The following is an 18,850-nucleotide window of genomic DNA, read 5'->3' as shown; positions in this document are numbered from 1 at the left end:
CCTTCGGGTGACTTTTTTGTTACAATAGCTAGAAAAATTATCCAGTATGAATACTTATATAGAAAAGGAGCCTAGTGATGAAAGTCTTTCAGCATGTAAATATCGTGACTTGTGACCAAAATTTCCATGTCTATCTAGATGGGATTTTGGCTATTAAAGAATCCCAAATCGTCTATGTCGGTCAGGAAAATCAAGAGATTCTTAAACAAGCAGATCAAATCATAGACTATCAGGGTGCCTGGATTATGCCTGGCTTGGTTAACTGCCATACTCATTCTGCCATGACAGGCTTGAGAGGTATTCGTGATGATAGCAATCTCCACGAATGGCTAGAGGACTATATCTGGCCAGCAGAAGCAGAATTCACACCAGAGATGACTACAAAGGCTGTCAAAGAGGCGCTGACAGAAATGATCCAGTCTGGAACAACAACCTTCAACGACATGTACAATCCTAATGGAGTGGATATAGTTGAGATTTATGTGGCAGTCAAGGCATCCAAGATGCGTTGCTATTTTTCTCCAACCCTTTTTTCTTCAGAAGCTGAGACTACGAAGGAGACTATCGCTAGAACTCGAGCTATAATTGAGACAATCAAAGGCTACCAAGACCCAAATTTCAAGGTGATGGTGGCTCCTCATTCGCCCTACAGTTGTAGTCGAGATTTGCTGGAGGCAAGTCTTGAGCTAGCAAAAGAAGAAAACATTCCTCTTCATATCCATGTTGCAGAAACACAGGAGGAGTCAGGCATTATCCTGAAACGTTATGGCAAACGCCCATTAGCCTTTCTAGATGATCTTGGCTATTTAGACCATAAAGCTGTCTTTGCCCATGGTGTGGAGTTACATGAAGGAGAAATTGAGCGCCTGGCAGATTCACAAGTAGCTATAGCCCACAATCCTATCAGCAACCTCAAATTAGCATCAGGGATTGCACCAGTCGTTCAACTTCAACAGGCAGGAGTAGCAGTTGGTATTGCGACGGATTCAGTTGCTTCTAACAATAACCTGGATATGTTTGAGGAAGGACGGACTGCAGCACTCTTACAGAAGATGAAGAGTGGTGATGCTAGCCAATTTCCAATCGAAACTGCCCTCAAGGCCTTGACAATCGAGGGTGCTAAGGTGTTAGGAATGGAAGATGAGATTGGTAGTCTAGAAGTCGGCAAGCAAGCTGATTTCCTAGTCATCCAACCTCAAGGGAAAATCCACCTCCAACCTCAAGAAAACATGCTATCTCACCTCGTTTATGCCGTCAAATCTAGTGATGTTAATGATGTCTATATAGCTGGTGAGCAAGTCGTAAAAGACGGTCAAGTGTTGACTGTTAACTTGTAAAAAGTAGTATAAATTTACGAAATCTCATAGAAAATTTCTTGTGAGGTTTTTAAAATTTTGCTAGAAATAAGGTCAGTAGACCTCTTGCAGAAATATATTGATACTAAATTAGAGAAACACCTATTAGATAAAAAAAAAAAATTGTGGTATAATAATAAGATGCAAAAAAAGGAGTATGTATGGACATTTCAGAAATTCGTCAAAAAATTGACGCAAATCGTGAAAAATTAGCTTCTTTCAGGGGGTCTCTTTGACCTCGAAGGTTTAGAGGAAGAAATTGCCATTTTGGAAAACAAAATGACAGAACCTGATTTTTGGAACGATAATATTGCGGCCCAAAAAACGTCGCAAGAATTAAACGAACTCAAAAATACCTATAATACCTTCCACAAGATGGATGAGTTGCAGGATGAAGTTGAGATTTTACTGGACTTTTTGGCAGAGGATGAATCCGTTAAGGATGAGCTGGTTGAGAAACTCTCTGAGTTAGATCAGATGATGACTAGCTACGAAATGACCCTTCTCTTGTCAGAACCCTACGATCACAACAATGCCATCCTTGAAATCCATCCAGGTTCTGGGGGGACAGAGGCTCAAGACTGGGGCGATATGCTCCTTCGTATGTATACTCGCTATGGAAATGCCAAAGGCTTCAAGGTTGAGGTCTTAGACTACCAAGCAGGTGATGAGGCAGGAATCAAGTCAGTAACCTTGTCTTTTGAAGGACCAAATGCTTATGGTCTTCTCAAGTCAGAGATGGGAGTTCACCGTTTGGTCCGTATCTCACCATTTGACTCTGCTAAACGTCGCCACACCTCATTTACTTCTGTAGAAGTTATGCCAGAGTTGGATGATACCATCGAAGTTGACATCCGTGAGGATGATATCAAGATGGATACCTTCCGTTCAGGTGGAGCAGGTGGACAAAACGTCAACAAGGTTTCAACAGGTGTCCGCTTGACTCACATTCCGACAGGAATCGTCGTAGCATCAACCGTCGACCGTACTCAGTACGGAAACCGTGACCGTGCTATGAAGATGCTTCAGGCAAAACTCTACCAGATGGAGCAGGAAAAGAAAGCTGCTGAGGTAGACTCGCTCAAGGGTGAGAAAAAGGAAATTACATGGGGAAGCCAAATCCGCTCCTATGTATTTACGCCTTATACAATGGTAAAAGACCATCGTACAAACTTTGAAGTAGCGCAAGTAGATAAGGTAATGGATGGAGACCTAGATGGTTTCATCGATGCTTATCTGAAATGGCGTATCAGTTAAAAGAAAGGAAGTCACATGTCAATCATTGAAATGAGAGATGTTGTCAAAAAATACGACAACGGGACAACAGCCCTACGTGGCATCACTGTAAATATCGATGCAGGAGAATTTGCCTACATCGTAGGACCTTCAGGTGCTGGTAAATCAACTTTTATCCGTGCCTTGTATCGTGAGGTCAAAATCGACAAAGGAAGCTTGCAAGTTGCAGGTTATAACCTCGTTAAGATTAAAAAGAAAGATATTCCGTTCTTGCGTAGAAACGTTGGAGTAGTCTTTCAGGATTACAAACTTTTGCCAAAGAAAACCGTTTATGAGAACATTGCTTACGCCATGGAGGTTGTTGGTGAAAGTCGTCGTAACATCAAAAAACGTGTTATGGAAGTCTTGGACCTTGTCGGTTTGAAGCACAAGGTTCGTTCATTCCCGAATGAACTTTCAGGTGGTGAGCAACAACGTATCGCCATTGCGCGTGCTATCGTAAACAATCCTAAGGTTTTGATTGCCGACGAACCAACAGGAAACTTGGACCCAGATAACTCATGGGAAATCATGAACCTCTTGGAACGTATCAATCTTCAAGGGACAACTGTTTTGATGGCGACCCACAACAGCCAAATCGTAAATACCTTGCGCCACCGCGTTATTGCCATCGAGAATGGTCGCGTGGTACGTGATGAAGCGAAAGGAGAGTACGGATACGATGATTAGTAGATTTTTCCGCCATCTGTTCGAAGCTTTAAAAAGTTTAAAGCGTAATGGATGGATGACCATTGCTGCTGTCAGTTCAGTAATGATTACCTTGACCTTGGTTGCTATCTTTGCTTCAGTTATCTTCAATACTGCGAAATTAGCAACTGATATTGAAAACAATGTCCGCGTCATGGTTTATGTTCGTAAAGACGTTGAAGACAACAGTGAAACCATTGTAAAAGAAGGCCAAACAGTCACGAACAATGACTACCACAAGGTCTACAACGCCCTTAAAGCTCTACCAGCTGTAAAAAATGTAACCTTCTCAAGTAAAGAAGAGCAGTACCAAAAGCTAACTGAAACTATGGGTGACGAGTGGAAGGTATTTGAAGGAGATGCAAACCCTCTTCATGATGCCTACATCGTAGATACCAATTCACCAAGTGATGTAAAACCTGTAGCTGAAGAAGCTAAGAAAATTGAAGGTGTCTCTGAAGTTCAAGACGGTGGTGCCAATACCGAACGTCTCTTCAAGTTGGCTTCCTTCATTCGTGTATGGGGATTGGTCATCGCAGGACTCTTGATCTTCATCGCAGTCTTCTTGATTTCAAATACCATCCGTATTACTATCATTTCACGTAGCCGTGAAATCCAAATCATGCGTTTGGTTGGTGCCAAGAACGGTTATATCCGTGGCCCATTCTTGCTAGAAGGTGCCTTTATCGGATTGTTGGGAGCAGCTCTTCCATCAGCATTGGTTTACTTTATCTATAACCGAGTGTTCCAATCTGTCAACCCATCCTTGGTTGGTCAAAACCTATCCTTGATTACACCGAATACCTTTATTCCAATGATGATCGGTCTCTTGTTCCTCATCGGAATCTGTATCGGTTCACTTGGTTCAGGAATCTCAATGCGTCGATTCTTGAAAATCTAAGTCACATTACTGGATAAAACACATAAAAAAGTGGGATGTCATCAAGACTTCACAGAGCTTGATGCCCCGCTTTTTCTTTTGGTCTTGGTGCTCAGTCGCTTGCCAATTTTGGGTAAAGAGTGTATGATAGGAAAGGACCTTTTTACTAATATGAAAAATGAACAATGAATGAGGAAAAGATGAAACAATTTTTGGAAAAAGTGAGCATACTCTCCCTATCGTTAGTACTGATCACATCGTTTTCAATTTCTAGTGCCCTACCTGCCATGTTTGACTATTATCAGGGCTATTCGACTGGTCAGGTCGAGCTCTTGGTCAGCCTTCCATCATTTGGAATTATGGCTATGCTTTTATTGAATGGTGTTCTTGAGCGTATTTTCCCTGAACGTCTCCAATTGACTCTGGGACTCTTAATCTTGTCAATCAGCGGAACAGCACCTTTCTGGTATCAGGGTTATTACTTTGTCTTTGCGACACGCTTGCTATTTGGGCTTGGAGTAGGAATGCTCAATGCCAAGGCCATCTCGATCATCAGTGAACGTTACCACGGAAAAACTCGTATCCAGATGCTTGGTTTTCGTGGCTCAGCTGAGGTAGTAGGAGCCTCTATCTTGACGCTGGCAGTCGGTCAGCTCTTAGCCTTTGGCTGGACCGCAACCTTCCTAGCCTATGCAGCAGGTCTAGTAGTTCTCGTACTCTTCCTTCTCTTTGTCCCTTATGGAAAAGCAGAAACTCATGAGTCCAAGCATCAGACAGAAGAAGCAGCCAAACTAACTCGCTCCATGCTACAGCTGATTTTCTTCCTTGCCATTGGTGCTGCTGTCGTCGTGTGTACAAATACTGCCATTACTTTCCGTATTCCTAGCCTCATGATTGAGGCAGGTTTTGGAGATGCTCAGTTGTCTAGTCTGGTCCTTAGTGCCATGCAGTTGATCGGTATTTTAGCAGGAATCAGCTTTTCATTCCTCATCTCGGCCTTCAAGGAAAAACTTCTATTGGTCGCAGGAGTTACCTTTGGAATCGGACAAATCATCATTGCCTTAGCACCATCACTCTGGGTTGTCGTTGCAGGTTCTATTTTAGGAGGATTTGCCTACAGCATCGCTCTGACGACAGTCTTTCAGTTGATATCTGAGCGAATCCCAGCAAAACTCCTCAATAAAGCAACCTCGTTTGCTGTATTGGGATGTTCTTTTGGAGCATCATTAACACCCTTCGTTCTTTCAGGGATTGGCTTGGTGACTACAGATGGTCGAATGACCTTTATCATTCTAGGAGCATGGATGATTGGCACATCAATCATTATTTCCCTTTTATTGAAAAAAGAAGCCTAACAAAGAAAAACTCAAGGATTCATCCTTGAGTTTTTTGTCTATCAGCCAACCATTTGCCAAAAGTAATCGATAATGTAGGTCAAGCCATAAGTGTAAACGACCAGTGTAAAGGGTTTGGTCAGGATGATAATAGTCATATAACGCTTGAAGCTCATCTTGGTCAGAGCTGCCAACATACAGAGAAAGTCAGCTGGACTAACTGGCCAAATCATCATAAAGATAAAGAATCGATCAAAGCGATTGCCCTTGTCTAACCAACCGATATACTTATCATAGGTTCGTTTGCTGACGACTGATTGGACAAAGGGTGCTCCGTAGAGACGCACCAGGTAAAAGATAATGGCACAACCAATGACAATGCCGATGTAGTTATAAATAGTCCCCACGATATGCCCATAGATAAAGACACCTGCAACGGAGGTAAGAGCACCTGGAATGATAGGAACAACTGTCTGCAAAATCTGTAAAAAAATAAAGAGTGGTGGCCCCCAGATACCCGCCTGTTGGATAAAGGCAGATAGGGTTTCCTTGGAGTGCAAGATACCAGCTTGATAGGCCCAGATACAGAATATTAAAGTACCAACTCCACCGATGATGGATGAAATATTGATTGCTTGCTGTAGAAGGGGAGAAACAGCTTTCATTTCTTTATCGTGTGACATGTAAACTCCTCTTGTGTAGTATGATTCTACTATATCATATTTTGAGGAGAAAGACTATATGGGATGCTTCGTGTGACTTTGCCTCAAGTATGGTAAAATGGGAATAAGAAAATGACAGCTTAGAATGAGGGAAATCATGTTAAGATTGAAGTTTAATGGCACTTGGCGCAACTACCAAAAACAGGTCTTGGACAACTTTCAGGAATACCAAGCAGATGGGCATGTCCACTTGGTGGCAGCACCAGGTTCTGGGAAAACAACCATTGGTATCGAGTTGATTGCCCGTTTTGATAAACCAGCCCTGGTTTTGGTACCGACTGTTACCATTCGGGAACAATGGGTGGACAGGATTCGTCAGGCTTTTTTAGAGGATGAGGACCAGGTCGCAAGTCTCGTTTCTCAAAATCTCAAGGACATGAAGCAAATCACCATTGCCACCTATCAAGCCTTTCACAGCGCTATGCAACAGGTACAATCTCAAGAAGATAACGGCGAGGTTGAGGATTTTGTAGGCTTTGACCTGCTTGCCAAACTCAAGGAAAAAGGTGTCGAAACCCTCTGCCTGGACGAATGCCATCACTTGAGAAATGAATGGTGGAAAAGTCTAGAAGATTTCCGTAAAAACTATCCGCAACTGCAAGTCATCTCTCTCACTGCGACACCGCCTTATGACAGTGAGCCAGAACTCTGGGATCGCTATCTCCAGATGTGTGGCGAGATTGACCAAGAAATCACGGTGCCAGAACTGGTCAAGGAAGACACTCTTTGCCCTCATCAGGACTTTGTCTATATCTGTTTTCCGACTAAGGAAGAGGACAAGCGCTTGGAAGAGTTTGAGGATACCAAGTGGCAGTATGTCAGCCAACTAGTCGTTGATCCTGACTTCCAAGAGTTGATTCGGAGTTCCAAGGTTCTAAAAGGGGAAATTTCTGCGGATATGCTCCTCGAAGATCCTAAGTATCTCTCAGCGCTCCTCATTTATCTACAAGCTCAAAAGCTGGAAATTCCCAAGTATCTACGAGATTTACTAGGAGCTGAAGGCTTGCCTGCCCTTAATTACTATTGGTTAGAAGTTCTCTTGCAAGGCCTTCTCTATCAGACTCCTGACTGGTATGAGGATCCGCAGGAGACAAAGAAAAGAATAGAAGCAGAACTGAAATCGAGAGGACTGATTGAAAAACGTCAGGTTTTCTTGGTCAAATCCAAGGCCAATGACCAAATTCTCAACCAATCTCTAGGAAAACTAGCTGGGATTGCATCTATCTTTGAGACCGAATATGCCAGTCTAGGTCAGGGCTTGAGACAGTTGGTCTTAGCGGACTATATCCGTAAGGATTTTGCCAGTTATCTGGGAGATGACCAAGCACCAATCACGCAATTAGGCGTCCTCCCATACTTTGAAACCATTCGCAGAAGTGCGCAGAAGCAAGGCTTGTCTGTCCCTATAGCAGTCCTTTCTGGTAGTGTCGTGATCATACCTGCCAGTGTCAAGGCAGAACTTCAAGCACTCATTCCAAACACTAGCTTAAGCTTCTCTGTCATTGGAAAACTCGACCAAGAGTCCTATCTCCAAGTAGGCTTTCCATCCAGCTTTAAGGGGATGGTCGCAGCTGTGACCGAGCTCTTCCAACGTGGTTCTATCCAGGTCTTGGTCGGAACCAAGTCTCTCTTGGGAGAAGGATGGGATGCCCCTTGCGTCAACTCTCTCATCCTCGGAAGTTTTGTCGGAAGCTTTATGCTGAGTAATCAAATGCGGGGCCGTGCCATCCGTATCTGGCCAGGACATCCAGATAAGACTAGTAATATCTGGCACCTAGTAGCCATCAAACCGTATAAAAATCCAACCTTTTCTAAGGAGGATCAAGAGGAACTAGACCTCAATCCATATCAGGACCTGCAGACCCTTGCCCGCCGTATGGACCATTTCCTTGGCTTGTCCTATAAGGAAGATACCATCGAAACAGGTCTGGACCGCTTAAACTTTCCTGAGTTCCCATTTAAGAAAAAGAAACTCGAAGAGTACAACGAGAAGATCATGGAACTATCCAAGGATCGTGCCTCCCTTCGTAAAAAATGGCAGGAATCTCTCATTGTTGCTGACAAGATTGAGATTGTCAATGAAGTTGCGACCGACAGTAAACGAATCCCTCTGCTTGCTCTAGCGGATGCTGAAAAGTGGCTTCGCTATGCTCTGATGGTATTTGCCATTAGTCTCCTGACCTATGTCTTTAGACTAACCTTATTTGCCTTGCCATGGTTGACAGCTCTTTGTGTCCTCTTCCTAGCTATCACAGCCTTTCGCTACTACAGCTACAAGAGTCCTTATAAACGCTTGCGCCAGATCGGTGAAGCTATTCGCAAAGCCATGGTGACTGCCGGGAATTTGTCTGATGACCAGTCGCGCGTGCAGGTCGATGAGGACAAGGACAGCTTTCATGTCTTTGCCTATCTAAAAGGTGGCAGTATGCGAGACAAGGAACTTTTTTCCAAGGCCTTAGGAGAATTCTTTGCGCCAGTGGACAATCAACGCTACCTCTTAGTCGCTAAAAAAGCACCAGCCGGTCAGTCCAAGTATTTCGTAGTGCCTAGCCTCTTTGAAAAACGCAAGGAAGATGCCCAGCTCTTCCTAAATGCCGTCGCACCACACATTGGCAATTACCAACTCGTCTACACCCGCAACGAAGCAGGCCGAAAAATCCTACTCGAAGCCAGACTCAAATCCCTAGCCAACAAAAACGACCGCATCATCACCAAGAAAAAGGTCAAAAGTGCTTTGAAATAGAAGGAAGTGAGCGTTTTCTTCTAGGAATATGATATAATAATAGATAATTAAGAATTCGATAAATTGGAGAGATAGTCTGAAAGATATTGTTAGTAAAAATAGACAGTTCTGACTAGCAAAAGGAAGTTTTATGGCAAAGAGAAAAGATTTTTCTGAACTAACCAGGGTACAAATCCCAGCAGCTCTGCATCTCATGCGTATGGGCTATACCTATCTTCCTCGAAATGGGAAGGAGATTGCAGAAAGAGATCCAGATACCAACATCCTTGTATCTGTTTTTAAGGAGCAATTTTTAAAATTTAACAACTACTTGACAGAAGATGACTTTGAAAGAGAACTAGCCAATATCAAGTTGGAACTAGATCAAAACGATTTGGGACGTTCTTTCTATAGACGCTTGCAAGGTCAGGAAGATGCCATTTATATTGACTGGGAACATCCTGAAGTCAATACCTTCCATCTGGCACTTGAAGTTACTTGCCAAAATGGTCAGGATGAATTTCGTCCGGATATCGTTATTTTTGTCAATGGTCTGCCTCTTTCTTATATCGAAGTCAAACAGCCCAATGCGATTCGTGATGGCAAGACTGGAATTCAGTCAGAGCAGGACAGAACCAGATACCGTTTTGAAAACCGTAAGTTCCGTCGTTTTAACAATATCACCCAGTTGATATCCTTATCTGATAACTTAGCGTATATCAGTGGACAAGGTCAGCAAAAACAGGGTTCTTATTACGGTTCAAACGCCTATTCAAAAACTAAATTTAATGCCTTCAAGGAAGAAAGAGTAGAAGATTTCCTTCATTCCCTTTCCCCTCTAACCGAGGACCAAATCGACTTTGTCCTAGAAGACATGAAGCGCTTTGCCCTCAAATCTCAGCCAGAGTTTACAACAAATCTAAACCCTGATACACCTTGCAATGCCTTCCTGTCTTCTTTGTACCAGAAGGCACGCTTGCTCTTTATGCTTCGTTTTGGTCTTGTCTATGTAGAAGAAGAGAGTAAGGACGGTCAGATGCAGTTGCAGAAGCACGTCATGCGCTATCCTCAGTATTTTGCGACACGTGCTATCGAAGAAACAATTGCAAAAGGTGTCAAGAAAGGGGTTATCTGGCATACCCAAGGTTCAGGTAAGACTGCCTTGGCTTTCTTCAATATGCGCTATCTAACCAACTATTTCTCAAAAGAGGGAATCGTTCCTCAGTTTTACTTTGTCGTCGATCGTCTGGACTTGGCAGACCAAGCCTTTAAGGAATTTACCAAACGAGGTCTCAAGGTTAAACGCATCAACAACCCTCAAGAGCTCAATCAAAAACAAGACGGCTATGATGTCGCTGTGGTCAATATCCAGAAGTTTAAGGATGATTCAAATCTGACAGACCGCTCTGGATATGATCTCAATCGTCAAAATATCTACTTTATCGATGAAGCCCACCGTTCTTACAATGAACGAGGTTCCTACCTGCCAAATCTTTATCAGGCAGATACCATGGCCATTAAGATTGCCTTGACTGGAACCCCCTTGATCACATACAAGAAAGATGGCAAGACCAAGGAAAGTCATGCGACCACGCGTGATATCTTTGGGGACTATATCCACAAATATTACTACAACCAGTCTATCGATGACGGCTTTACCCTACGCCTGATGCGAGAGGACATCGAGACCTCCTATAAGGACAATCTCAGATCCATCAACGAAGAAATCCAACGAGGTGACCTGTCTAAGGAAGATATCTTTGCCCATCCTCACTATGTGGAGCCTATGCTAGACTTTATCATCGAGGACTTCAATCGTGCGCGTGATTTGGTATTTGATGACCAGACCATAGGTGGCATGATCGTTTGTGACTCGTCCAAGCAAGCGCGTGAGCTTGAAAAGCAATTGGAAGAACGTCGTCAAGCTGGCTCAACCAAGTTGACCTCAGCTCTCATCCTCCATGATGAGGGAGACAAGGAAGAGAAGAAGGACAAGGTAGACGCCTACAAGGAAGGAAAGATTGACCTGATTATCGTCTACTCCATGCTCTTGACAGGTTTTGATGCACCTCGGCTCAAGCGCCTTTATCTAGGGCGCAAGATCAAGGCTCACAACCTTTTACAAACACTAACCCGTGTCAATCGTCCCTACAAGGATTACCTCTTTGGCTATGTCATCGATTTTGCGGATATTTCCGAGGAGTTTGACAAGACCAATCGTGCCTATCTGGAAGAGCTCAATCAAGAGTATGATTCGACCCTGACAGGCGAAAATGGTGAGGATATTTTTGGTTCGCTCTTTGTATCAGCAGATGAAATTTCTCAGGAGTTGAGAAAGATTGAGCATATCCTCATCGACTATCCAACGGACAATCTAGAGTACTTCTCACAAGCCATCAACGATATCAAGGATAGGAAGCAGTTGATTGATCTACGAAAAGCCTTGGAGTCCGCCAAGCGATACTACAATGTTGCTCGTCTTCTTGGTTACGAACACCTTTTCCAGCAGATTGACATCGCCCAGATTACTACCTTGCTCAATATCCTCTCTAGACGGATGCTGACATTGTCTCTGATAGATAAAACAGATGACTTTTCTAGTCAGATAATCTTGAATTTAGCTATGTCTGAGACTAGCTTTAGCTTTGTCAAGATTGCAGAAGAAGAACTCCGTCTAGCAGCCAACGATCTAGAAGATTGGAGACGTCGTGTTAGTGGCGAGATTAATAAACAGATAGATGAAAAGGATCCTGAGTGGGTTTCTCTCTATGAAGAATTCAAGCGCATCATGCAAAAACACGTAATTTATGCTCAAGAAGGCTATTCTATGGAGAACATCAAAGAAACCCAAAAAGACTATGAGGAACTCTTTAAGTCCGTGGAAAACTATCATACTCGTATGAGACGTCTAACCATGAACTTTAACGGAGATGAAATGGCAGCTCGTTCCTACAAGCACGTGACCAACTCAACGACGGTCAGTGAGTTTCTTGCAATTTACTATGTCATCAAAGATTCTAAAGTCAGACTAGATCATAAAATAGGTCAAAACCAAGGAATATTAGAAAATGAAGGATATTTAAAAAGATTGATTGAAGAAGAAATCACACATGGAGTCTTGGATAGTCAATCTGATAAAAGATTATCAATGCAAGATGTTGATCGTGTGGTTGAATCATTGTTTGAAGAATATGAACGGGAGTATTAACTTTTATGAGTGAAACATTTAAATCTCAAATTAAAGACTTAGTAGATGATTTGAAGGCTGTTTTTACGCATGTTGGATTAGGTGGAGACGCAGCTGAATATAAACTTCTTACCCAATCTTTCCTCTATAAGTTTTTAAACGATAACTTTTTATATCAGGCAAAAGCTATTGACGGATCAAATAATTATGAAAAACTAATGGATATGAGCGAAGAGGATTATACTTGGCTTCTAAAATTCATCGGTACCAGTACGGCTTGGCTCAAGCCAGACCAGTTGATCGAAACCCTTCACCGTCAGCAAAATGAAGCGACTTTCTATGAGATTTTTGAGAATACTCTCAACCAAATTGCTATTGATAATAACGATATCTTCTCAGTACATACGGATGGAGATACGGCTATTCGTCTCTTTGATGAACGTTTGATTACTGATACTATCTCAGATAGCAGTAAACGGAACGAGGTCGCAAAGGCTATCATCAATCTCCTTGCACGAGTTAAGTTTGATGAAACTATCTTTTCACAAGGCTTTGACTTTTTTTCAACTCTCTTTGAGTACATGATCAAGGACTACAACAAAGACGGTGGTGGCAAGTATGCCGAGTATTACACGCCTCACTCTGTTGCTAAGATTATCGCAGATATCTTGGTGGGGGATGATAAACCTCAAAACGTGCGCATCTATGACCCGTCAGCTGGTTCGGGCACCTTGCTTATGAACCTGGCTAGTCGTATTGGCGTGGACAAGACCACTGTCTATAGTCAGGATATCTCGCAAAAATCATCCAACCTTCTCCGTCTCAATCTGATCTTGAATGGACTGCAACACTCCATCCATAATATCGTACAGGGGAATACCATCATAGCTAACCGTCATCCTGAAAAGATGGACTATATTGTGTCTAACCCTCCTTTCAAGCTGGACTTTTCAGAGTGGCGTGACCAAGTGGAGACCTTGCCAGAAGCTAGCGAGCGTTTCTTTGCGGGAGTTCCAAAGGTTCCGGCCAAGTCTAAGGACAAGATGGCGATTTACGAGCTCTTTGTTCAGCATATCATCTACTCCTTGAAACCAGATGGTCAAGCGGCTGTTGTCTTACCGACAGGATTTATCACGGCCCAGTCAGGGATCGATAAGACTATCCGCCAACACTTGGTGGATAATCAAATGCTGGCTGGTGTCGTTTCCATGCCGTCCAATATCTTTGCGAATACTCCCACAAGTGTTTCTATCCTCTTTATCGATAAGAAGAATAAGGGCGATGTCGTCCTCATTGATGCCTCAAACCTCGGAACCAAGGTCAAGGAAGGCAAGAACCAAAAGACTGTGCTGTCTCCTGAGGAAGAGCAGAAGATTGTCGAGACATTTATCAAGAAAGAAGCCGTCGAGGACTTTTCAGTCACTGTCTCTTATGAGGACATCAAGGAGAAAAACTATTCTCTCAGCGCTGGTCAATACTTTGACATCAAGATTGACTATGTAGATATCACAGTAGAAGAGTTTGAAGCCAAGATGACCGCCTTTCAAGACAAACTCTCAGACCTCTTCCAGCAATCACATGCATTGGAGCAGGAGATTAAAGAGCAAATGAAGGGGTTGAAGTATGAGTAAGTTATCTAATGTATCATGTTATGTAACGGAAAAGATTTCTGTTGATAGTATTGATATTTCGGAATATATTACAACAGATAATTTATTACAAAATAAAAAAGGAAGAGTAATAGCAGAAAAGTTACCCACTCAAAAAGTAACAAGATTCAAAAAAAATGATATTTTGATAGCAAATATACGTCCTTATTTAAAGAAAATTTGGCAAGCTGACATTGATGGAGGGGCATCATCTGATGTTTTAGTAGTTCGTCCTAATGATGTGATTGACAATAATTTTTTATACTATGCTTTGACTCAAGATTCATTCTTTGAATATGTAATGAAGGGCTCGAAAGGCACAAAAATGCCTCGTGGAGATAAGAGCCAAATCATGGATTTTGTTATCCCAAATTTAGAAATTGATGAACAAATAAAAATTGGTAAATTACTTAAGAGTATTGACCAAAAAATCCAAATCAACAACCAAATCAACCAAGAGTTGGAAGCTATGGCTAAGACTCTCTATGATTACTGGTTTGTGCAGTTTGATTTCCCAGACCAGAATGGCAAACCCTACAAATCATCAGGTGGAAAGATGGTCTATCACCCAGAACTCAAACGCGAAATCCCAGAGGGGTGGGGAGTGGAGAGTGTTGGTAACTTATTAGATAAAGTTACTAAAGCTGAAAAGATTGAAAATAATTCGATTGAATTTATTGGGGAAATACCTGTTATCGATCAGAGTCAAAAATATATAGCAGGTTTTACGAATAATGAAAAAGCCTTGCTACAACCTCAAGATGGGCATGTAATATTTGGTGATCACACTAGAGTAGTAAAATATATAAATTTTGATTATGCTAGAGGAGCTGATGGCACTCAAGTCTTAATTTCAAATAATGAGAATATTTCAAATGTATTACTTTATCACATGATTGAAGATTTTGATTTATCAAATTATGGATATGCTAGACATTTCAAATTTCTAAAAGAGAAAACTGTTATAGTTCCTGATAAAGAAGTATCGTCAAAATTTGAAACACAAGCAAATGTTATTTACGAAAAGATTAAGAACAATATTTTTGAAAACCAAGAACTCACCCAACTGCGTGATTGGCTTTTGCCCATGCTGATGAATGGACAGGTGAAGGTGGAGTAGATAAATGAAAATAATTGGGAGAGTATAAATGCAGGATTTGAATATTAATAAACCAGATTTTAAATATAAGGATTATATTGTAGATCTACTATCTTTAGATATGAATATAAAGGATGTTCGGATGATATATGATTTGAAATTTTTAACCCCATTTATAGGATTATTGATTTCGTCATTTCTTTATAAACATGAGTATACAGTAGTTAGTGAAATTCGTGATAATGGAAAAAAATCATTAGGATATGCTAAAAATAATAATTTCTTTTATTTTGCTGAGCATAATACTAATTTTGACGATAGAAATATTAATTATAGTGGAAATTATACTCCGATATTTAACTCTTATTTAATTGATTATTATCGAGGTTCAGATAATATTGTCGAAAACATATCTAGAAAAATATCTCAAGTTCTTTCATGTGGTCATGACAATGTTGAGTCAGTTTTCTTTTACATTATTTCTGAAATGATTAGAAATATTCCAGAGCATTCTCACAGTTTTGATGCTTGGCATTGTTCCCAACGTTGGGATCATGGTGAGTACATTGAAGCAGAATTCGCACTTATTGATTATGGTATAGGGTTTAAAGAAAGTTTGAATTTTAAGGGTGAAAGAGATATCAAAGACGATATTGAAGCGTTAAAATTAGCTTTGAAACCAGGTGTAACTAGTGGTATTACAGAAACATCTCATTTAAGAGAAAATGAAGAAAAGGACTATTTGAACTCAGGATATGGACTATACATAGTTACAGAATTGTGTAAAAAGTTACAAGGAGAATTTGCAATAATTTCTAAAGGAGCAATAGCTACTAAAAAGAAAGTAAATTACTTGCCAAACTCACTTATCTTCCCAGGTACTGCAATAAAAATTAAGTTAAAGGTGCCAAAAAATATACAAAAAGAAGAATTTAAAAGTATGTTGGATGAGATAATAACATTTGGAGAAAGACAATCTAGATCAATTAAAGGTGCAATTTCAGTGGCGTCAACTGTTTCAAGAGGAAGGGTTGAATAAATTTAAGTTAAAAACAAAAATTTCTGATTAATAAATTCCAGCCAAAACAACTTTTGGCTGGTTTTTGTTTTCTAAAGATGGTATAATTAAATTACCTAAAAGGTAATTTAATTTAATAGAAAGGGATTTATGAAGCTTATCTATACAAACAAAACTGTTGAAAAGCAGTGCACAGAGCTGAGACAGGCGAAAAAGGATTTCTCGGATAAGGTTGCTGTAAAGTTGCATCAGTTGATTACTTTTTTGGAAGCAGCAGATTCTTTGGCCAGTGTGACAGCTTTTCCTAAATATCACTTTCACCAACTCAAGGGAAAGAGACAGGGACAGTTTGCTTTAGATATAGATGGTCGAAAGAGTTCCTATCGTTTGATTGTCGGTTTTAGTGAAGAGGATCAAGAAAAGGTCTTTTCTAGTCCTGTTGAAATCGAAATCTTAAAAATAGAGGAGGTCAGCAATCACTATGAGTAATAAAATTGTTGAATACAAAGACCTGATTGCTTTTCATCCAGGTCAGTATGTTGAAGAGTTGATTGAAGATTATAACGTAACGCAGAAAGAGTTTGCGGAGCGCTTAGGAGTTTCAGCAAAGACTGTCAGCAAGTTGGTCAATGCTGAGGAGTCCATTAGTAAAGATACGGCTCATAAGTTAGCTAAGCTAAGCGGAGTTTCCATGCAAACTTGGCTCAATCTTCAAAATGCTTACGATGTAAAAGTGGCTGAGATTGTAGAACAAAAAGAGTTAGAAGAAGGTAGTGAGAAAGAAATCTGCGAGATGATTGATTTCAAGTATTTTAAGGCAGAAGGCTATGTTCCAAACAAACGATATAGTTTAAAGGAAAAGATTATCGAGCTTCGCAAGATTCTAGGGATTTCTAGTTTAGAAAAGCTCTTGAACTTTAACCATCTAGTGAGTTATCGCAATACCAAAGATTTTACGGATAAGAGTATCGTGAACTCTAATATCATGCTGGAGTTGGCATCTAAAAAAGCGCGTGATGTAACAACTACCAAACTCAATCGTAGAAAGCTAGAGAGATGTTTACCTGCTTTGAGAGAGTTGACCAGACAGGACCCAGAAGCCTTTCCTCAACGCTTGTACGATATCTTATTAGACTGTGGTGTTGTTTTAGTCGGTCTACCTGCTTTGCCAAATGCCAATTTGAATGGAGCTACTAAAAAGTTCAGTAATGGTAGTGCCTTGCTTTTACTGACGGATCGAAACAAAGCGTCAGACATTTTCTGGTTCTCACTCTTTCATGAGATTGGGCACATTCTGGAGAATGATTTTTCATCTGATGAAGGAAACAGTGAGTCCTATCTTTGTTCTGAGGAACAGGCAGACCAGTTTGCAAAAGATTTCTTGATTAGACCAGAAGATTATCAAGCTTTTGTAGGAAAAGGAAACTTTGATAAGACGGATATCATATGTTTTGCGGAGGAAATCGATATTCATCCTAGCGTTGTTTTAGGCAGATTACAAAATGAGGGGATTCTAGGTTTTGACCGTTTCCGAGAACTAAAAGAGAATTATTACTTTGTTTCCTAAGTGTCAGGAAATTTTAGAAGAAGAAAAAAGATTCATACAGTCAGTCATGTGAAGTCATTAATTCGCTCTTTTTAAAAATACAACTTTGTTTCCGTATTTCCTGGGAACTAGTAGAAAGTTAGGAGAAATATGGAAAATAACAACCAACGTGCCCTTTGTCAGCAACTCTGGGCGGAAAATAAATACCTTGTTTTGAGCCATTCCAGCAATATTTACAAGGATATTCGCCAGTATCTCAAGCAAGAAGTGGTTGAGCTAAGTCAGGTTCAGGAGATGATTGACCGTGCCTGCCAGATTCCAGAACACAGAGGTCAGGTTTGCAATGCCTTTCAGCATATTTGGGGCTATTTTAAAAAGCAAGCCAGTCCTGATGAGCGCAAGGACTATATGCTCTTACTGGATCGCTATCGCTTTGGTCAAGCTTCCAAGGAAGACTTGATTGCTAGGACTCGAGACTTGCTTGAGCGTTACCCAAATGCTTATCTGCAAGATTCTACCCTGCTGAAAGGAGACTCCCATGAGACTTTGGCATGAGGCTTTGATTCCACAACTTCCACGTCCGCAGCTCTTGGGGCAACATCGAGAGTGTTGCGCTCTGCGTGGCAATGGCTGGGGCAGAAAGCATGCGACGGTTGACTATGTCTTTACCCACTCGCCCTATCGTCTCTATGCCTATCATCGCTTGATCATGGAGGAGATGGCTGACCGTGGCTACAATGTCAGTCCAGAGTGGCTAGACAAGAACTACCGTGGCAAGACCTGTCCTTCCTATGAAGACTTAGCAGAGGAGAAGTTGAAAAGTCCTATCTATAGCGAGCATGACGCTGCCTACTATGAGGAGTGTCTGGCTAATCTCCGAGAGAAGGGGATAGAGCTGGAGTAAGAGTCAGGATTAGCTCCACTTTATAACTCTTTTCGTAATTTTTTCGAATAATTAAAATGAGACCTTTAGAATGATTCTAAGGTCTTCTTTTATAAGTATTTGGATTTACTTTTAATAAGTTTTGTATTCTATTTAAAGGACAAGGGCGAACGAAGTGAGCTTTTAGTGGATATTTCCCGCTATAGTGGTATTCTAGATAATAATTTTTTATTATCTAGAACGGGATTTTTGAGACACTCTGGCTCAAAAATTAGGGATGAAATTACGAAGTAATTTGCTCCCGTCCGCACTTTCTAAGGGAAATATCAAAATACAAAAATAAAAATAGACCTATAGTCTTTTCTAATACCAAACCATAGTCAACTATCTGTTTACTCAAGTTTGACTATGAACAGGGCTATCTTGAAAATCTGTTAATCATTGTCTATCAAAGGATTTGGGGAATCTTCTC

15 protein-coding genes are annotated in these 18,850 nt (G+C 41.0%); 14 read left to right on the top strand and 1 reads right to left on the bottom strand.

All coding sequences use genetic code 11. The annotated features are described in order from the left end of the window. Positions 1-77: 77 nt before the first annotated feature. The 5 genes from ACESNQ_RS06105 to ACESNQ_RS06085 all read left to right on the top strand — a co-directional run bounded on the left by ACESNQ_RS06105 (position 78) and on the right by ACESNQ_RS06085 (position 5,573). The gene (locus tag ACESNQ_RS06105; RefSeq protein ID WP_373075779.1) at positions 78-1,337 is read left to right on the top strand and encodes a TRZ/ATZ family protein; all 1,260 of its coding nucleotides are present in this window, start codon (positions 78-80) and stop codon (positions 1,335-1,337) included. Positions 1,338-1,516: 179 nt separating this feature from the next. Next, a protein-coding gene (prfB, locus tag ACESNQ_RS06100; RefSeq protein WP_115253954.1) for a peptide chain release factor 2 occupies positions 1,517-2,612 on the top strand; the annotation gives its coding sequence in 2 pieces (ribosomal slippage) (positions 1,517-1,588 and positions 1,590-2,612; 1,095 coding nt in all). 15 nt (positions 2,613-2,627) lie between these two features. Continuing rightward, on the top strand, positions 2,628-3,320 hold the full coding sequence (gene ftsE / locus ACESNQ_RS06095) for a cell division ATP-binding protein FtsE (protein ID WP_004251332.1): 693 nt from the start codon (positions 2,628-2,630) through the stop codon (positions 3,318-3,320). After that, positions 3,313-4,239, top strand: a complete 927-nt coding sequence (gene ftsX, locus ACESNQ_RS06090; RefSeq protein ID WP_225750097.1) for a permease-like cell division protein FtsX — start codon at positions 3,313-3,315, stop codon at positions 4,237-4,239. Before ftsE ends, ftsX begins: the two co-directional genes overlap by 8 nt. A 179-nt stretch (positions 4,240-4,418) precedes the next feature. After that, positions 4,419-5,573: an MFS transporter gene (locus tag ACESNQ_RS06085; protein ID WP_373075778.1), complete on the top strand. Its 1,155-nt coding sequence runs from the start codon at positions 4,419-4,421 to the stop codon at positions 5,571-5,573. Positions 5,574-5,614: 41 nt separating this feature from the next. Here ACESNQ_RS06085 and ACESNQ_RS06080 read toward each other — a convergent pair whose 3' ends face one another. After that, positions 5,615-6,235 carry a TVP38/TMEM64 family protein gene (locus tag ACESNQ_RS06080; RefSeq protein ID WP_368909913.1) on the bottom strand — a complete coding sequence of 207 codons (621 nt, stop codon included), beginning with the start codon at positions 6,233-6,235 and terminating at the stop codon, positions 5,615-5,617. A gap of 136 nt (positions 6,236-6,371) precedes the next feature. Here ACESNQ_RS06080 and ACESNQ_RS06075 point away from each other — a divergent pair, with 136 nt between their 5' ends. From ACESNQ_RS06075 to ACESNQ_RS06035, 9 genes are all read left to right on the top strand, one after another. After that, on the top strand, positions 6,372-9,017 hold the full coding sequence (locus tag ACESNQ_RS06075) for a DEAD/DEAH box helicase family protein (RefSeq protein WP_373075777.1): 2,646 nt from the start codon (positions 6,372-6,374) through the stop codon (positions 9,015-9,017). Positions 9,018-9,147: 130 nt separating this feature from the next. Continuing rightward, positions 9,148-12,204, top strand: a complete 3,057-nt coding sequence (locus ACESNQ_RS06070; protein ID WP_373075776.1) for a type I restriction endonuclease — start codon at positions 9,148-9,150, stop codon at positions 12,202-12,204. A 5-nt stretch (positions 12,205-12,209) separates the two neighbouring features. Next, complete coding sequence (locus ACESNQ_RS06065; RefSeq protein WP_373075775.1) at positions 12,210-13,814, top strand: HsdM family class I SAM-dependent methyltransferase; 1,605 nt, start codon at positions 12,210-12,212, stop codon at positions 13,812-13,814. Further along, the gene (locus ACESNQ_RS06060) at positions 13,807-14,952 is read left to right on the top strand and encodes a restriction endonuclease subunit S (protein WP_373075774.1); all 1,146 of its coding nucleotides are present in this window, start codon (positions 13,807-13,809) and stop codon (positions 14,950-14,952) included. The genes ACESNQ_RS06065 and ACESNQ_RS06060 overlap by 8 nt, the downstream gene beginning before the upstream one ends. Positions 14,953-14,980: 28 nt before the next feature. Then, a complete protein-coding gene (locus ACESNQ_RS06055; protein ID WP_373075773.1) occupies positions 14,981-15,970 on the top strand; it encodes a hypothetical protein in 990 nt (329 codons plus the stop codon). Between the two features lie 129 nt (positions 15,971-16,099). Then, positions 16,100-16,438, top strand: coding sequence for an addiction module toxin RelE (locus ACESNQ_RS06050; RefSeq protein ID WP_373075772.1), 339 nt, complete (start codon positions 16,100-16,102; stop codon positions 16,436-16,438). Next, on the top strand, positions 16,431-17,516 hold the full coding sequence (locus ACESNQ_RS06045) for a HigA family addiction module antitoxin (protein WP_373075771.1): 1,086 nt from the start codon (positions 16,431-16,433) through the stop codon (positions 17,514-17,516). Before ACESNQ_RS06050 ends, ACESNQ_RS06045 begins: the two co-directional genes overlap by 8 nt. A gap of 129 nt (positions 17,517-17,645) precedes the next feature. Then, positions 17,646-18,050, top strand: coding sequence for a YbgA family protein (locus tag ACESNQ_RS06040; RefSeq protein ID WP_373075770.1), 405 nt, complete (start codon positions 17,646-17,648; stop codon positions 18,048-18,050). Beyond that, positions 18,034-18,399, top strand: a complete 366-nt coding sequence (locus tag ACESNQ_RS06035; RefSeq protein WP_373075769.1) for a TIGR02328 family protein — start codon at positions 18,034-18,036, stop codon at positions 18,397-18,399. Before ACESNQ_RS06040 ends, ACESNQ_RS06035 begins: the two co-directional genes overlap by 17 nt. Positions 18,400-18,850: the final 451 nt, after the last annotated feature.

The organism is Streptococcus infantis, from assembly GCF_964243025.1.
Lineage (GTDB): Bacteria > Bacillota > Bacilli > Lactobacillales > Streptococcaceae > Streptococcus > Streptococcus infantis_N.
This window is presented reverse-complemented; position numbering and strand designations above follow the sequence as displayed.

Coding starts and splice junctions, on each gene's coding strand:
- ACESNQ_RS06105 (WP_373075779.1), top strand. CDS start 78: ATGAAAGTCTTTCAGCATGTAAATATCGTGACTTGTGACCAAAATTTC.
- ftsE (WP_004251332.1), top strand. CDS start 2,628: ATGTCAATCATTGAAATGAGAGATGTTGTCAAAAAATACGACAACGGG.
- ftsX (WP_225750097.1), top strand. CDS start 3,313: ATGATTAGTAGATTTTTCCGCCATCTGTTCGAAGCTTTAAAAAGTTTA.
- ACESNQ_RS06085 (WP_373075778.1), top strand. CDS start 4,419: ATGAAACAATTTTTGGAAAAAGTGAGCATACTCTCCCTATCGTTAGTA.
- ACESNQ_RS06080 (WP_368909913.1), bottom strand. CDS start 6,235: ATGTCACACGATAAAGAAATGAAAGCTGTTTCTCCCCTTCTACAGCAA.
- ACESNQ_RS06075 (WP_373075777.1), top strand. CDS start 6,372: ATGTTAAGATTGAAGTTTAATGGCACTTGGCGCAACTACCAAAAACAG.
- ACESNQ_RS06070 (WP_373075776.1), top strand. CDS start 9,148: ATGGCAAAGAGAAAAGATTTTTCTGAACTAACCAGGGTACAAATCCCA.
- ACESNQ_RS06065 (WP_373075775.1), top strand. CDS start 12,210: ATGAGTGAAACATTTAAATCTCAAATTAAAGACTTAGTAGATGATTTG.
- ACESNQ_RS06060 (WP_373075774.1), top strand. CDS start 13,807: ATGAGTAAGTTATCTAATGTATCATGTTATGTAACGGAAAAGATTTCT.
- ACESNQ_RS06055 (WP_373075773.1), top strand. CDS start 14,981: ATGCAGGATTTGAATATTAATAAACCAGATTTTAAATATAAGGATTAT.
- ACESNQ_RS06050 (WP_373075772.1), top strand. CDS start 16,100: ATGAAGCTTATCTATACAAACAAAACTGTTGAAAAGCAGTGCACAGAG.
- ACESNQ_RS06045 (WP_373075771.1), top strand. CDS start 16,431: ATGAGTAATAAAATTGTTGAATACAAAGACCTGATTGCTTTTCATCCA.
- ACESNQ_RS06040 (WP_373075770.1), top strand. CDS start 17,646: ATGGAAAATAACAACCAACGTGCCCTTTGTCAGCAACTCTGGGCGGAA.
- ACESNQ_RS06035 (WP_373075769.1), top strand. CDS start 18,034: ATGAGACTTTGGCATGAGGCTTTGATTCCACAACTTCCACGTCCGCAG.